10 protein-coding genes are annotated in these 15346 nt (G+C 69.6%); 4 read left to right on the top strand and 6 right to left on the bottom strand.

Features of this window, described 5'->3' with window-relative positions:
• The first annotated feature begins 168 nt into the window (after positions 1–168).
• Positions 169–1728 (top strand): DUF1996 domain-containing protein, encoded by a 1560-nt coding sequence (locus tag ABT063_RS43945; RefSeq protein WP_351066576.1) that lies wholly within the window; start codon positions 169–171, stop codon positions 1726–1728.
• A 69-nt stretch (positions 1729–1797) separates the two neighbouring features.
• Here the strand turns inward: ABT063_RS43945 and ABT063_RS43950 are convergent, their stop codons facing one another.
• Positions 1798–2202, bottom strand: coding sequence for a hypothetical protein (locus tag ABT063_RS43950; RefSeq protein WP_351066578.1), 405 nt, complete (start codon positions 2200–2202; stop codon positions 1798–1800).
• Positions 2203–2288: 86 nt separating this feature from the next.
• On the opposite strand from ABT063_RS43950, the gene ABT063_RS43955 reads away from it, so the two are divergent.
• The 3 genes from ABT063_RS43955 (at position 2289) to ABT063_RS43965 (ending at position 5596) form a co-directional block, all read left to right on the top strand.
• On the top strand, positions 2289–2825 hold the full coding sequence (locus tag ABT063_RS43955) for a tetratricopeptide repeat protein (RefSeq protein WP_351066579.1): 537 nt from the start codon (positions 2289–2291) through the stop codon (positions 2823–2825).
• A gap of 57 nt (positions 2826–2882) precedes the next feature.
• On the top strand, positions 2883–4805 hold the full coding sequence (locus ABT063_RS43960) for a hypothetical protein (RefSeq protein ID WP_351066580.1): 1923 nt from the start codon (positions 2883–2885) through the stop codon (positions 4803–4805).
• Positions 4806–4879: 74 nt separating this feature from the next.
• Positions 4880–5596 carry a TetR/AcrR family transcriptional regulator gene (locus ABT063_RS43965; RefSeq protein WP_351066581.1) on the top strand — a complete coding sequence of 239 codons (717 nt, stop codon included), beginning with the start codon at positions 4880–4882 and terminating at the stop codon, positions 5594–5596.
• Here the strand turns inward: ABT063_RS43965 and ABT063_RS43970 are convergent.
• The 5 genes from ABT063_RS43970 to ABT063_RS43990 form a co-directional block, all read right to left on the bottom strand.
• A complete protein-coding gene (locus ABT063_RS43970) occupies positions 5593–5949 on the bottom strand; it encodes a 5-carboxymethyl-2-hydroxymuconate Delta-isomerase (RefSeq protein WP_351066583.1) in 357 nt (118 codons plus the stop codon). The two genes, ABT063_RS43965 and ABT063_RS43970, sit on opposite strands and share 4 nt — an antisense overlap.
• Before the next feature lie 28 nt (positions 5950–5977).
• Positions 5978–7597 (bottom strand): SpoIIE family protein phosphatase, encoded by a 1620-nt coding sequence (locus ABT063_RS43975; protein WP_351066585.1) that lies wholly within the window; start codon positions 7595–7597, stop codon positions 5978–5980.
• Between the two features lie 75 nt (positions 7598–7672).
• The gene (pulA, locus tag ABT063_RS43980) at positions 7673–13069 is read right to left on the bottom strand and encodes a pullulanase-type alpha-1,6-glucosidase (RefSeq protein ID WP_351066587.1); all 5397 of its coding nucleotides are present in this window, start codon (positions 13067–13069) and stop codon (positions 7673–7675) included.
• 191 nt (positions 13070–13260) lie between these two features.
• The gene (locus ABT063_RS43985) at positions 13261–14637 is read right to left on the bottom strand and encodes an alpha-amylase (protein WP_351066589.1); all 1377 of its coding nucleotides are present in this window, start codon (positions 14635–14637) and stop codon (positions 13261–13263) included.
• 185 nt (positions 14638–14822) lie between these two features.
• Positions 14823–15218: a GNAT family N-acetyltransferase gene (locus ABT063_RS43990; RefSeq protein WP_351066590.1), complete on the bottom strand. Its 396-nt coding sequence runs from the start codon at positions 15216–15218 to the stop codon at positions 14823–14825.
• Positions 15219–15346 lie beyond the last annotated feature (128 nt).

Here is a 15346-nt window from a genome sequence, read left to right on the forward strand (position 1 = left end):
ATCAACAACTCCCGGTGTTTCATGTGCAGTTGAGGCCGAATTGTCACGCGAATCTCTCACCAATTTCTGAGACGGCTGAACACCCGTGGGACGGCTTGCGTACTGAGGGGAGCCGCTTCACTCCTGTCGGGCGCCTCGATAGCCCCGCAAGGAAGTCAGAGGAGTTCCATGGGACGCAACACAAGAAAACGCCGTACGCCGCTGGCCACCAAGGCCATTGCCGGGGCGGCGGCCCTAGCGCTCGGTGGGGGCGGGCTGGTCTGGGCCAACTTCTACGCCTCGGCACATGAGGAGAACTCGGCACAGAACGAGATCAAGGCCGCTGGGGCGCAGATCGCCACGATCCAGTGCCCCGACGTCGGCCAGCAACTGAGCGACGTGCCGGAGGGTGCGCGCGCCGGTGTGGCGAAGGAGCTGGCGAACCTCGATCAGCAGATCACCGAGGCCTACTCACGGCTCGCCTCGACGCGTCAGGCCCAGGCCGGTGACGCGGGCTTCGTCAACAACGCGATCCTCGGGCCGCTGAAGTCCAAGAGGACCGCCGCCCTCGACCGGATCGGGATCAACATCCGGCGCGTGGGCGGGCAGGCTCCGGACCTCCAGCAGCTCGCCGAGTGCCAGGGCATGGCGGCCGAGCAGCCGGAGACCAACGACGGCAACGGCGGAGACGGCCAGAACAACGACGGCCAGGACCAGGGCCAGGACCAGGACCAGGGCCAGGACAACGGCCAGGACCAGGGGCAGGACCAGGGGCAGGACAACGGCCTGGATCCCGTACCCGAGGGCAACGGGGGCCAGGCCGGCAACGGCCCGGTGGCGGACGACTTCGTCAACATCAACGACGTCCAGCCCAACTCCCGCGACCTGCAGAACGGACTGGCCGCCAACGGGGACACCGGTTCCACCGGTTCCTTCACCACGGAGTGCGGTACCAACGAGAACAACCTGTTCAACACCGACAACATCATCGTCGCCCCGGGTGTCGACAACGGCGCACACCACACGCACGACTACGTCGGCAACCAGGGCAACGACGCCTTCGCCAGCGACGAGGACCTGGCCAACGCGGACACCACCTGCCAGAACCAGGCTGACAAGTCCACGTACTACTGGCCGGTGCTCAGGCTCCAGGACGGCTCCAACGAGTTCGACGCCGACCAGGCAGGCGGTGGCGCCGAAGGCAACGTCGGCACGATCCTGGAGGCCAGCCAGGCGGAGATCAAGTTCGTCGGCAGCAAGCAGGGTGACGTCGTCGCGATGCCGAAGTTCCTGCGCATCATCACCGGTGACGCCAAGGCCTTCACCAACGGTCTCGCGAACGCCAACACCTCGTTCAGCTGCACCGGCTTCGAGGACCGGCAGGTGACGGACAAGTACGTGATCTGCCCCGAGGGCAGCAGCGTGGTTCGGACGTCCAACTTCCAGAGCTGCTGGGACGGTCAGAACGTCGACAGCGCCAACCACCGTGACCACGTGGCGTTCGTCCAGGCCGACGGCAGCTGCGCGAACGGCTTCCAGGCCATCCCCCAGCTCCAGATCCGCCTGGTGTACGACGTGCCCGCCCCGACCGTCGAGAACGGTCAGGTGCAGAACCCGTACGCCGTGGACGGCTTCCCGGAGCAGCTGCACAAGCCGATCACCGACCACAACGACTTCATCAACGTCATGGACGAGAACCTGATGAACCAGGTGGTCGAGTGCATCAACAGCGGGGAGGACTGCCAGTAATCCACCCGTAGTCACTCACAGAGGACGGCCGGTGGCGGGAGATCCCGTCACCGGCCGTCTTCGTGTGTGTCAGCCCTTGTGCGCGGAGTGGTCCGTCCCCACCTCCAGCGTCCCGCCCAGCCGGCCGCGCAGCGTCGCCACCACGTCCTGGTGTCCTACGGCGACCCACTTGCGGCCGACGAGGTAGAAACCGCCGTAGTCCTTGGCCGTGTTGATCCATTCGCGCTGGCCGCGGTCGGTGGAGAAGGTCGCGAGGATGTACTTCTGCTTGCCCTTCTCGCAGATGGCCTGGCGGATGGTGTCCGCGTCGGTCTGCATGTTCGGTTCGCACTTCACCTCGGCGGCGAGTTGTTCGAGACTGCCGGTGGCCGTCTCCGGTACCGCGGCCTTCTTCTCGCCGCCGGAACCGCATCCCGCCAGCGCCAGCACCGCCGCCGCGCAGGCCAGCGCGAGCCTCGGTCGGGTCAACCTCATCTGTTCCTCCGGTCCGTGCCGCAGAGAGCCCCCGGCGAGGGGCCTCCTCCCTCATACGGCTGTGGCGTGCGATGCGCTCAAATCCGATGCTGTCACGGGCACGCCTGTGCGAAGGTGGGCCGGTGAACCAGGACTGGGAAGATCGCGTGGCCGCCGCCTGGGCCACCTTCGACGACTACGCGGAGGCAGACGCGGCCGATTTCCGGGCGGTGATCGACGCCCTGGTCGCCGAGCTGCCCGCGGACAGCCCACTGGGCCCCTTCGAACAAGCCTGCGCCTGGGACTCCACCGGCCACTCGGACAAGGCGGTTCCGCTGTACCGGGAGGCACTCGCGAAGGGGCTGAGCGGCTACAAGGGCCGCCGGGCCAGGATCCAGCTGTCCAGCTCCCTCCGGAACATCGGGCAGGCGCAGGAGGGCGTCAAGCTGCTGACACCCGAGCTGGACGCCCCCTCCGACGAGTTGGACGACGCGGTACGGGCGACCCTGGCCCTGTGCCTGTCCAGTCTCGGCCGGGATCGCGAGGGGCTCGCCCTGGTGCTCGGCGCCCTCGCCCCTCATCTGCCGCGCTACCGGCGGTCGATGGCGAACTACGCGCGTGCCCTCGTGGCGCCGGAGGGTTGACTCACCCGTCTGGAGGTGCGGAGGTGACCAACCGGCGATTCCCTCGTTCTGCTGAACGTGCAGTCACAGGATGTCGCCCCGCGCCCCTCCCCAGCCTCCCCCACCGACCCGGTCGTGGACGTCGAGCAGGCCGAGGCCGCGCTCGTCGAGCACTACCCCCGGCTCGTCCGGCTCGCCTATCTGGTATTGCCGCCGGGTATCGGCCGCAACCGGCGTGTCGTGACCGCGCACGCGCTCACCCAGCGCGCGCTGCCCCGTGGCCGGACGCCCGCGCCCGTGATCCCGGCCCAGTCGACCGGCCGTGACGGCGACCCGGGCTATGCCTTCGTCCGCCTCCAAGTCCTGCGTACGGCGCTGGAGGCGGGCCTGCCGCTGAAGCGCAAGGCGTGGCCCAAGCGCTCCCAGCTGCCGCCGCTGCTGCCCCAGGTGTGGGGCCTGCGGCTCTTCCCGCGCTCCGGCGGCGCCGACGAACTCGCCCTGGACCAGCAGCTGTCCACGCTGCCCGGCCCGGCCCGCGCCGCGTACGTGCTGCGCGGTCTGGAGAAGCTGCCGGACGGCGACGTACGCGACGTGCTGACGGCCGCCGGGGTCGACGACGTGGACGCGGCGCTGCGCGAGGCCGACGGTGTCGCCGCGCAGTACGAGCTGCTCGACTCCCCCGAGTTCGACCCCTGTTCGCTGCAGGCCCGGCCCACCGACCTGATGCGGCGCAGGCAGCACATGAAGGCGGCGCTCGCCGCGGCGGCGGCCGTCGCCGTGTGCGGCGCGCTGCTCGTTCTGCCCGGCGACGGCTGGGGCCCCGACGGCGCCGCCGCGCCCTCGTACGCGCAGAACCCGGCGGCCCAAGCGGCCCTGGACCCGGGCAAGTTGACCAAGGTCGCGCCCACCGCGTGGAAGTCCTCCGCGCGCACCGACTTCTCCGTCTGGCCCGCTCGCGGCGACCTCACCGACGACCGGGGCCTGCTGCGCCGCGCCCTCGCCGTCTGGGCCAGGCCCGGCGAGAAGGTGCAGGTCGCGGTGACCCCCGGCACCCCGTCGGGCGGCCCGGCCGGCCCGCCCCAGCTGCTGTACGCCGGGAACGTCGACAACGCGCGCGTGGTAATCCTCTACGACGGTCTGCGCATCGCCCGGTACGCCGAACCGAAGGGCGGCGCGAGCGGGGCGGCGCTGGACTTCGCGCGGGCCGACGGCGCGAGGAAGGCCGAGGCCAGCGCCATGGTGCTGGGCCGGGCCGACGGCAACGTCCGCTATCTGACGGCTCCTTGGGTGCGGAAGGCGGCCGAGCGGGACCTGCGGAAGCCGGGCGCCGGCGCGATGGACCTCACCATGGCGGACGGCATCACCGCACCGATGGCCAGCCCGGCCCTGCGGAACGGCACGTGCACGTCGTGGAACGTGCTGCAGCTGACCGACGACTCCGGTACGCGCCTGCTGACGGACCTCGGCGAACTGCTCCCCGCCCACCTCACCACCGGACGGCCCGGCTCACCCCACGAGGCGTCCGGCGCGAAGGCGCAGCGCACCTGGGCACCGTTCGCCTGCTCCCTGTCCGCCGTGCGCTCGCAGGGCGTGCGGTCGGTGAACGCCTGGGAGTACGCCCACCAGTCGCTGCCCGACTCGAGCGGTTCGGCCGCGTGGGTGTGCACCCGGGCGGCGACCTGGCGGGGCGACGGCACGCGCGTGCTGGCGCAGTTCCACACGCCGCGCGCGGCGTACGGGGCGGTGGCGGCGAAGGCCGAGAACGTTCCGGCGTGCGGCCCGCGCGATCCGCACGTGCTGGCGGGGGTGTTGTGGAAGTCGAAGGCGGGGTCCTGGTACCTGCTCGCGGCGAGCAGCCGGGACACGGCGAAGATCACCGCGACCGGCGGGATCGACGGTTCCACGCAGAGCAACCTGCTCACCGTACGCACGAAGCGAGGGGCACAGGCCGACCTGAAGGGGACCTTGGACAACGGGCGGTCGATCAGCGGTCTGCGGTAGCCGCCGGCGCGGATGTGAACACGGCTGATCGGTCCGGTCCGTTCGAGGCCGGATTCGATCGGTAAAGTGTTCGCATGACTATCGGGGTGCGCCGCAGATTGGGTGTCGAGGAGCGACGGCAGCAGTTGATCGGCGTCGCTCTCGACCTGTTCAGCCGCCGGTCGCCCGACGAGGTCTCCATCGACGAGATAGCGTCGGCCGCCGGTATCTCGCGCCCGCTGGTCTACCACTACTTCCCCGGCAAACTCAGCCTGTACGAGGCCGCGTTGAAGCGCGCCGCCGAGGACTTGGCCGGCCGGTTCGCCGAGCCGCACGAGGGGCCGCTGGGGGCGCGGCTGCGGCGGGTGATGCACCGGTTCTTCGACTTCGTCGACGAACACGGCCCCGGTTTCTCCGCGCTGATGCGCGGCGGCCCGGCCGTCCCCGCGGGCGGAGCCCGCTTGTTCAATACAGCCTCGACGACGAACGCCCTCATCGACTCCGTACGACAGGCCGCCTATGACCAGATCCTTTCGCATCTGCGGGTGGAGGATCCGCCCGCGCGACTGGAACTGGTCGTTCGCTCCTGGATCTCGCTCGCCGAGTCGACCGCGCTGATCTGGCTGGACGGCCGGCGCATCCCGCGCACCGAGCTGGAGGCACAGCTCGTGCACGACTTCGCGGCGCTGGCCGCCGTAAGTGCCGCCTACGACCCCGAGATGACCGCGCTGCTGCGCCGCATCCTCAAGGACGAACCGGTCGAGGGCCCGTTCAGCGACCTGGCCGCACGGCTGATCTCGCTGGCGTCCTAGCTCTCGAACTTCCGGTAGGAGGCGTCGAGGTCGCGTACCTCGGCCGACGCGTGCAGCGCCAGGTCCGCGGCGGGCTTCACGTACTGACGCAGCAACTCCAGTACGGCCTCGGTGAGTTGCGCCTTCGTCTCGTCGGTGCGGCCCGCCAGCAGACCGAGAGTGACGTGGACGACCGCGTGGCCGTCGCTGTCGTCGCCGACCGTGGTGTCCTCGGTCCGCCGGAACTGCGTCTTGCACGCCGGCGGCTTCGCGGCCGCGATCTCCACCACGGCGGTGTGCAGCGCCCGCGCGAACCCGGGCCGGTCGAAGTCGTCCGCCAGCTGTCCGGAGTAGTCGACGGTGATCTGCGGCATGGGCACTCCTGTTCTAAGGCAACAGGGGTCACCCTAACCGCAGCGCCAGCATCGCGATGTCGTCCTCCCGGTCGTGGCCGAAGCAGCCCAGCAGGGTGTCGCACAGGGCGTCCAGGCCGGGCGGGGCGTCGGCGGCGGCCCTGCGCAGGTGCTCGAGGGAGACCGCGAGATCCGTGCCACGGCTCTCGATGAGGCCGTCGGTGACCATGAGGAGGCGGTCGGTCGGGTCGAGGTACAGCTCGGCGGGCTCCGGCCGGTCCAGGCCGAGGCCCAGCAGCGGCCCGCACGCCTCGACGTAGTCGGCGCCCGAGCCGTCCCGCACGATCAGCGGCGGGATGTGCCCCGCGTTGGCGATGCGCGTGCGCCCCGTGTCCGGGTCGATCAGGACCAGGCAGACGGTGGCGGTGATGTCGGGGTGGTAGTGCACCAGCATCTGGTCCAGGCGTGCGGCGAGGACGGCCGGGTCGCTCTCCTCGACGCAGTAGGCGCGCAGCGCGTGCCGGATCTCGACCATGACGGTGGCCGCGTCCAGCGAGTGCCCGACCACGTCCCCGACCGCGGTCAGCACCCCGTCGCCGGTGCTCAGGGCGGCGTAGAAGTCGCCGCCGATCTCGGTCTCCCGGGACGCGGGCACGTACCGGACGACGAGACCGACGCCGGGCAGCTGGGCGAGCTTGTGCGGCCGGGGCAGGAAGCTGTGCTGGAGGGTGAGGGCGACGTGCCGCTCGGCCTGGTACATCAGCAGCGGCTCGGCGGCGAGCGCGGTCGCCTCGGCGAGGCGGGCGATCAGCCCGTCGTCCACCGGATCCTTCCCGCCGACCCGGCGCACGGGCGTGGCGACGCACACCGGTGCCCTGCCCTGCTGGGTCAGCGCCACCACGAGCCGGGCGTCCTCCTGGACGCCGGGCCGGAAGAAACCGGCCGGCCACAGCGGGGCGGGCACGACGACGCTGTGCACCCCGGTCTGCCCGTCGGCGATCCGCGTGACCAGCCGCGCGACCGCCTCGTGCGCGGCACGGTCGGGCAGCGCGAGGGAGCTGCGGTTGCGGGACATGCCCCGGTGCAGCTCGCCGTCCGGGCCGACGACGAAGACGGCGGCGGATGTGCCGGTGAGCCGGGCGCCGCCGTCCGCGGCCGCCTCGGCCAGTTCCCGCAGGGTGCGCGCGGACTGCACGGTCACGATCGCCTCGGACAGCAGCGTCAGCCGGTGGACGAGTGTCTCGGCCCCGTTGCTCCGACGCGCCCCGCGCACCGCCGCCCGTACGACGGCCTGGATCTCCCGCGGCTCGGCGGGCACCGTCAGATAGGCGTCCCCGCCCGCGTCCAGCCCCCGGCACCGGTCCCCCGGCCCCACCGCGGCGGCCGAGAAGTGGACCACGGGCAGCGCCGCCATGGGCGGCCTGGCCTTGACCCGGCGGCACAGTTCGAAACCGCTCATGTCCGGCAGCCCGACGTCGACGAGGGCCACGTCCGGCAGGGTGCCCGTGTGCAGCCGTACGTCGAGTTCGACGAGCGCCTCGTTCCCGCTCGCGACCGGCACGACCTGGTGGCCCGCGCGCCGCAGCACCGCGCCCAGGGCGTAGCGGCTGGCCGCCACGTCGTCGACGACCAGCACGGTCGTGTCGGTCTGCTTGCCGTTGCCGTTCATGTCCGCCGGTCCCTCGGGGAAAGGGAAGTGGGGCGGCCCCGCGATCGGGTCCGCCCCACCCAACGTAGTGCGACGTCAGTCCGTCCGGGCGAACACGGCGACAGTACGACCCGGAACGGCGAACGTGCCCGAAACCCGCCCATAGGACGACGATTTGACGATAGAGTCCGCCCCCGACGCCTGCGCCGGGTGCAGCCGGTAGCCGGTCCCGGCGAGCGCGTCGACGCGCTGCTCCGCGGTCTTCGGCGTCGCGTTGAACACGACGACGAGGTCACCGAGCTCCATGGTGATCACGCCGGGCGTCTCGTCCTTCCCGGACAGGGGGAAGGAGAGCGCCGACTGCACCTGGCCTGCCGTGCCGAGGGAGAACGCCTTCTCCGTCGTACGGATCCTCAGCAGATCCCGGTACGCGGCCGAGGCGCCCTCGATCTGCTCGCAGCCCACCCTGATGCCGCTCAACAGAGGCCTGGCGTACGGCCACTTGGAGGCGTTGTCGGCCGCCATCGGCAGTCCGCGCCCGAAGCCGTTGCCGTCGGCGCAGTTCCAGTGGATCGCGTTGAACCAGTCGCCGCTGTCGTAGGAGTTGCGGTCCAGGGACTTGGAGCGCAGCAGGTCGGTGCCCGCCTGGGAGAGGGCCGGGCCCTGCGAGAGGGTGGCCGTCGCCATGGCGAGGACCTGCATCCGGGCCCGGTCGGAGGCGCTCGTCGAGGCCGGCAGCTTGAAGGCGAGCGCGTCGAACAGCGTCTCGTTGTCGTGCGCGTCGGCGTAGGCGAGGGCGTCGCCGGGGGCATCCGCGTATCCGGCGGGTGAGCCGTTGTAGTCGACGTCGGCGCCGGTGACCTCTTCGCCGTTGGTGTCGGTGAAGGTGAACGACTTCAGGTTGCCGGACAGACCGACCTTGATCAGGTCCTGGTAGTGCAGCAGACGGGCCTTCTGTTCCTCCGAAGTCCCGTTGCTCGTGGACGGGTTGGGGTCGGTGTACAGCCCGGACGCGAAGCCCTGGACACCCGGGTCCTCGTCGAAGGGGCCGCCACCGCGCACGGCATCACGGGCGCGGTCGGAGAAGGTCGCGATCCCCGTCCCCGCCATGTTCTTCTGTGTGGCCTGCACGAAGCGGGCGTCGTCGGCGACCTCGCCGAAGTTCCAGCCCTCCCCGTAGAGGATGATCTTCTTGCCGTCGACGCCGTCCTTGTCGAGGGTCAGCGCGTCCAGGGCCTCGCGGACGGCGAGGACGTTGGCCTTCGGGTGGTGGCCCATGAGGTCGAAGCGGAAGCCGTCGACCTTGTATTCCTTGGCCCACGTGACGATCGAGTCGACGACCAGCTTGCCCATCATGGCGTTCTCGGTGGCGGTGTTGGCACAGCAGGTGCTGTTGGCGACCGAGCCGTCGGCGAGGAGCCGCTGGTAGTAGCCCGGGACGATCCGGTCGAGGACGCTCGTCTCCGCCTGGCCGCCGGCCGCCGTGTGGTTGTAGACCACGTCCATGACGACCCTCAGGCCGTCCTCGTTCAGCGCCTTGACCATCTCGCGGAACTCGACGGTACGGCCGCTGCCGTCCGGGTCGGTCGCGTACGAACCCTCGGGGACCGTGTAGTGGTACGGGTCGTAGCCCCAGTTGTAGGCGTCCTTCGCGGCGATCTTCGCGACGCACTCCTGCTGCTTGTCGGAGTCGGCCGGGTAGGAGGCCAGGTCGCAGTCGACTCTCGCCTGGTCGGACTTCTTCTCGGGGATGGTGGCGATGTCGAAGGCGGGCAGGAGATGGACGTAGGAGGTGCCCGATTTCGCCAGCTCACGCAGGTGCTTCGAGCCGTCGCTGTCCTTGTCCGTGAAGGCCAGGTAGGTGCCGGGCCGGGCGGCCGTCCTGTCCGCCACCGAGAAGTCCCGGATGTGCAGCTCCTGGATCTGGGCGTCCTTCAGCGGTACGGCCCTGGGCTTGCGGAGGTTCGACCAGCCGCTGGGGGCCAGGGACTTGTCGCCGAGGTCGACGACGAGGCTGCGCTCGGAGTCGGCGGTGAGGGCGACCGAGTAGGGGTCGGTGACCTTGTTGGTGACGACCTTCCGGACGCTGGGCGCCCAGACCTTCACGACGTACCGATAGGGCTTGTTCTTCCAGGACTTGGGGCCGGTGACGGACCAGACTCCGGTGATGTCGTTCCGCTTCATGGCCACCGTGGACCCGTCGAGTTCCAGCTTCACGGATTGTGCGGTGGGCGCCCAGACCGCCAGCGTGGGACGGCCGTTGTGGAACACCGGTCCCAGCTCGGCCTTGGTCGCCCCGGGGTACAGATCGTCGAGTACACCGGCGATCTGGACGCCCGTCGCCGCAAGTACGGCGCCGTTCGCGGCCCGCTGGGACGCGACGATCTGGCCGCTGAGGGCCTCGCGCACCCGGTCGCGGTCGCGCGGGTCGACGGACCAGGCGGTGTAGTTCTTCAGGTGCGGGAACCTGGTCTTCTGGCCGTCCGTGAGGGTGGTCCTCGTCAGCCGGAGCCAGCGCTGGTCGTCGCCGGTCAGCCCGCCGTCCCTCACCTCGATCGAGCCGGCGCGGGAGTACGGCAGCTGGGTGGACGCGGCCGCCTCGGAGCCGTTCCAGGCCACCGTGTTCCGGTCGATCCAGACCGCCTTGGAGGTGGTCAGGTCGAGCGCGGCGGCAGACCCGGCCGGCTGCGGGAGCAGGTACTTCTCCTGGCCGCTCACCAGCCACACCTCGTGGCCGTTCGCCGTGAGGTCGAGCGACTGGTCGGTGGGCAGGTCCTTGTCGTCGCCCTTGTGGACGATGTAGCTGAGGCTGGTGGCGCCGCTGGTGAGCGGTACCTCGAAGACCGCGCCATAGGTATCAGTCTTCACCGGTTTCAGGGGGTTCGACCACTCGGTGGGGTTCGCGGCGCCCGTCCAGACGTGCAGGCCCCAGCCGTCGTAGTCGCCGTCGGCACGGTGGTAGTGCAGGACGGCCTTGGTCTTGTCCTGGGCGGGGTAGTCCGGGCGCTCTGTCCGTACGTCCGCCCTGCCCTGCTCGATCCACACCTCGCCGGTCCGGGTGACGTCGATCGTGCGGTCGGCGGAGACGTCCTTGTTGCCGTCCTTGTCGATGACGAGGAAGCCGACGTTCGAGGCGCCGGGCTTCAACTTGACGTAGGCGAAGGCGCCGTACGCGTCCCGGCCGATGAAGGGGTGGCTGTCGGGCCAGTTCGTCGACTCGCCGTCGGCGAGGTCGCCCCAGGCGTACAGGCCCCAGTCGGCGTAGTCGCCGTCGGTGCGCTTGTAGTGGACGATCGCGTAGTCGCGGGAGGAGGCGGTGGGCGGCTGCTCGGTGGGTGCAGTGCCGGTGCTGGAGGCCGCCGTGGAGCTCGCCGTGCGGCCGGCCGAATCGATCACCACCGCCTTGTAGCGCAGGGCCGTACCGGTCGGTACGGCCTCGGCGATGGTGTGGGTGACCTTGTACGGGGCGTGGTCGGCGGAGCCCAGGGTCCGCCACTTGCCGTCTCCGATCTGGGCGGCGAAGACGACCCGGTTGAGCTGTCCGCCGTCGACGTCGGCGCCGAGCTCCACGGTGCCGGTGGCGCCGGGGGCGGGGGCCTTGAGGGTGACCGTCGGCTTGGTGGCGGGCTTGGCGGGCCTGCCGGTCGCCCTGAGGACGATGGCCGAGCCGGGCGGGACGGTGACGGTGATCTTCTTGTCGGCGTCGGACCTGGCCGTCCGGTCGGTGCCGTGGATCCCGGTGTACGCCATCTCCGCCGAGCCCGTCGCGAGGGTCGCCGTCTTCGCCTCGCCGGCGTTGTTGAAGGCGACCACGTACTCGGTGCCGGACTTGGCGTCGGTGCGGGTGAAGGCGTAGATGCCGGGGCCCTCGGCCGCGTAGCGCTCGGTCTGGACTCCGTCGGTCAGCGCCGGGTTGGCCTTCCGCAGCTTCGACAGAGCACTGATCTGCCGGTAGAGCGGTGCACTCGGGTCGTACGCGTCGCTCGCGTGCGTGCGGTCGGTGCCGATCTCGTCGTCGTCGAGGTAGTCGGCCGTACGCGAGGCGAACAGGGGCTGGCGGGCGTCCTTGTCGCCGCCGGAGCCGGTGAAGCCCTGCTCGTCACCGTAGTAGACGACGGGGTTGCCGCGGCTGAGGAACATCAGCTCGTTGGCGAGCTTGTCCTTGGCGAGCAGTTCGGCGTCGGTCGCCTTGGGGTTGTCCTGGTTCAGGAAGTACCCGATGCGGCCCATGTCGTGGTTGCCGAGGAAGGTGACCTGCTCGTACGCGTTGGCCTTGTCGGTCGTGTACTTGTAGTCGTCACCGAAGACGGACGCGAGCTTCTTGGCGCTGCCGCCCTGGGAGGCGTACTGCCGGGCCGCCTCCTGGAAGGGGAAGTCGAGCGTGGCGTCGAGGCGGCCCTGGGTGACGTACGGCGAAGTGATCGCGGTGTCGGCGGAGTAGACCTCGCCGAACATGAAGAAGTCGTCGCGGCCCCGCTTGGCCGCGTAGGCGTCCAGCGCCGTGGCCCACTGGGTCCAGAACTCCATGTTGACGTGCTTCACGGTGTCGATCCGGAAGCCGTCGATGTCGAAGTCCCTGACCCACCGCTGGTAGATCCTCTCCATGCCCTTGACGACCTCGGGACGCTCGGTCCACAGGTCGTCCAGGCCGGAGAAGTCGCCGTACGTGGTCGACTCGCCGGCGTAGGTCGAGTCGCCGCGGTTGTGGTACATCGTCGGGTCGTTGAGCCAGGACGGGACCTTGAGGTGCTGCGTGACCTTCGGCGTGCGCGGGAAGGAGTCGGCGTCCACGGCGGGGAAGCTCTTGGCACCGTCCGCGTAGTCCGCGTCGTCGAAGGGCTCGCCGTCCTTCGTCAGGTACGGGAACGCGCCCTTGGAGAGGTAGCCGTAGGACTTCTCCTCGTAGTCGACGACATCGGCCGTGTGATTGGTGATGACGTCGAAGAAGACCTTCATGCCCTTGGCATGGGCCTTGTCGATGAGGGTTTCCAGGTCCTTGTTGGTGCCGAAGTGCGGGTCTACCTGGGTAAAGTCCGCGACCCAGTAGCCGTGGTAGCCGGCGGAAGCGTCTTTGCCGGTGCCCTGGACGGGCCGGTTCTTGAAGATCGGGGTCATCCAGAGGGCGGTGGTGCCGAGACCCTTGATGTAGTCGAGCTTCTTGGTCAGGCCCTTGAGGTCACCGCCCTGGTAGAAGCCCTTGTCGGTGGGGTCGTAACCGGTGGTGAGGCCGGTGCCGGTGAGGCCGCCCCGGTCATTGGACGTGTCGCCGTTGGCGAAACGGTCCGGCATCACGAAGTAGAACTGCTCGCGCGTGGCGTCGTGCCGGGCGGGTTCGGCGGCGAGCCTGGCATCGGACGGCGGCGGGGGCGGGGTAGCGGCACGGGCGGCGAGGGGCTGGACGAGCGCTGCGGCCAGCGCGGTCAAGGTGACCGCGGCGACCCGTCCGGTATGGCTGGTGCGGCGCCTCGACGGCGCCGGCCATCTCGGTATCACAGAGGGACTCCTTGCGATGTACGGCTCTTGGGTCCGACCCCGCGCGACCGTATCGCCGAGGAAAGGCTTACAGCAAGGGTCCTGAAAAACTCGGAAAGAACTTTCAGAGGCCGGACTTGCCATGGATGGCCAGGGCGGTGGCGTTTTCTGTCGCCGCGCAACCGTCAAGCCCTCTTACCGCATCAGAGGACTCAGCAACTCGACTTCCCCGCGTAGATTGCCAGGGCCGTGTTCGAGCCCAAGGTGGCCGTGAACTGGCCGCTGGAGTTGACGGTCACCGTTGTGTTGTTCTGGACATTGCAGTACGTCCCCGCAGGCAGCGATGTCCGGTACGTACGGCTCAGCGAGCCCCACTCGTGGTTGATGGCCACGAAGCCCTTGCTGCCCCGTCCGAAGGCGATGGCGTCGTTGCCGTTGTCCCACCAGTTCGTCACGGCCTCACCGCGCGTGGCGTTGCGGAAGGCGACCATCGACTTGATCTCCGGCCATGCGTGCTGGCACTTCCAGCCGTCCTGCCAGCAGGCGTTGACCGTCCCGCCGTTGGGCGGGCCGGCGTCCGTGTCGGAGAACTCGTAGCCGGAGTTGATGTCCGGGGCGCCGTAGGGCCAGGCCAGCATGAAGACGTTGGCCAGCGTGTAGTTGGCGTCGTCCTTGTAGCTGAGCGTGCTGCCGTTGCGCTCGGTGTCGTGGTTGTCGACGAAGACGCCGGAGACACCGCTGTTCATGTAGCCCCAGCCCTCGCCGTAGTTCTTCAGGTAGGCGAGGTTCTCGTTGTTGAGGACGCGCTTGAGGTCGTAGGCGTAGCGGAACTCCTGGACGTCACCGTTGCCCGTGTACTCGGTGGGCTGGACGGCCTCTCCGCTGCCGTAGATGGCCTCCTGCTTCCAGTACACCGACGGATTGCTCAGCCGGGACTTGACGTTGGCGAGATCAGAGGCGTCCATGTGCTTGGCCGCGTCGATGCGGAAGCCGTCGACACCGAGGGAGAGCAGATCGTTCATGAAGCCGGCGATGGCACCGCGGACGTAGGACTCGCCGGTGTCCAGGTCGGCGAGGCCCACCAGTTCGCAGTGCTGGACGTTCCAGCGGTCCTGGTAGTTGCTGATCCGGCTGGTGCAGTCGTCGAAGTCGTACGACGAGTACAGGCCCGGGTAGTTGTACTTGGTGTACGAGGAGCCGCCGGTTCCGGTGCCGCTGCCCGCCGACATGTGGTTGATGACCGTGTCGACGACGACCTTCACACCGGCCGCGTGGCAGGTGTTGACCATCTTCTGGAAGGCCGTACGGTCACCGAGTCTGCCCGCGATCCGGTAGCTGACGGGCTGGTACGACGTCCACCACTGCGAGCCCTGTATGTGCTCGGCGGGCGGGGAGACCTGGACGTATCCGTAGCCGGCGGGGCCGAGGGTGTTGGTGCACTCCCTCGCCACCGAGGCGAAGTTCCACTCGAAGAGGACGGCGGTGACGTCCTTGGTGCCGGGCGGGGAGGCGTGTGCGGCGCCGGGGGCCATGACAGCCGCCGCGGCGGCGAGCGCGATGGCGCCCGCGAGGGATCTGCTGGATGCCATGTGGGCTTTTCCTTCGTCGTTGAAGGCAGTTCGGAGCCGCTGAATGCGCTTGCTGAACCTTGCAGCAAACTTGCGGTGACGGAGATGTTAAAGGCCCGCTGCCTCAAAAGGCAGTGGGCCGTGTGAAGTTGATTCAAGAACTTTCAGCGCCGCCCTGGACGGGTAGGCCGATCCGGTGCGGCGACTCAGAGCGCGACAAGACCCGCGGTCGTCGGCCTGAACCCGCAGGCGTCGAAGTAGAACGACCGCAGGTCGTCTTCGAAGTCGACGTGCAGCCACTCGCATCCGGCTGTACGGGCTTGCCGGGCGGCCTCGGCCACAAGCCCGCCACCGATCCCGAAGCGGCGGTGGCCGACCGCGACCACGGTGTCCAGAAGGAACGCGTGGGCGCCACCGTCCCACGCGACGTTCACGAAGCCGACGAGGTCACCGTCATGACGTGCACAGACCCAGCCCAGGCTGTGGCGGTGCACCCGCGTCAGCCAGTCGGCATTGACGGGCCGATGATCGAAGCCCTCCGCATGCAGCGCATTGACGGCTGAGTTGTCGAAGTCGCCGCGCCACTCGTAGGTGATCGTCATGGCGCGAGCGTACGGGGTCTGCCGCCCCACAGGGCGGGCGTCCCCCGGAGGTGGGGGAGCCCCCCCGCCGGCTCGTCAGGCCCGCGTCCCCCCCACCAAAGGGTGGGGCCGCACCATAGCCCGGCCCG

The organism is Streptomyces sp. NPDC002838, from assembly GCF_040295365.1.
GTDB lineage: Bacteria > Actinomycetota > Actinomycetes > Streptomycetales > Streptomycetaceae > Streptomyces.

What these genes read in the sequence shown, in the direction of transcription:
- ABT063_RS43945 (WP_351066576.1), top strand. Translation starts at nt 169, where the DNA reads ATGGGACGCAACACAAGAAAACGCCGTACGCCGCTGGCCACCAAGGCC.
- ABT063_RS43950 (WP_351066578.1), bottom strand. Translation starts at nt 2,202, where the DNA reads ATGAGGTTGACCCGACCGAGGCTCGCGCTGGCCTGCGCGGCGGCGGTG.
- ABT063_RS43955 (WP_351066579.1), top strand. Translation starts at nt 2,289, where the DNA reads ATGCTGTCACGGGCACGCCTGTGCGAAGGTGGGCCGGTGAACCAGGAC.
- ABT063_RS43965 (WP_351066581.1), top strand. Translation starts at nt 4,880, where the DNA reads ATGACTATCGGGGTGCGCCGCAGATTGGGTGTCGAGGAGCGACGGCAG.
- ABT063_RS43970 (WP_351066583.1), bottom strand. Translation starts at nt 5,949, where the DNA reads ATGCCGCAGATCACCGTCGACTACTCCGGACAGCTGGCGGACGACTTC.
- ABT063_RS43975 (WP_351066585.1), bottom strand. Translation starts at nt 7,597, where the DNA reads ATGAACGGCAACGGCAAGCAGACCGACACGACCGTGCTGGTCGTCGAC.
- ABT063_RS43985 (WP_351066589.1), bottom strand. Translation starts at nt 14,637, where the DNA reads ATGGCATCCAGCAGATCCCTCGCGGGCGCCATCGCGCTCGCCGCCGCG.
- ABT063_RS43990 (WP_351066590.1), bottom strand. Translation starts at nt 15,218, where the DNA reads ATGACGATCACCTACGAGTGGCGCGGCGACTTCGACAACTCAGCCGTC.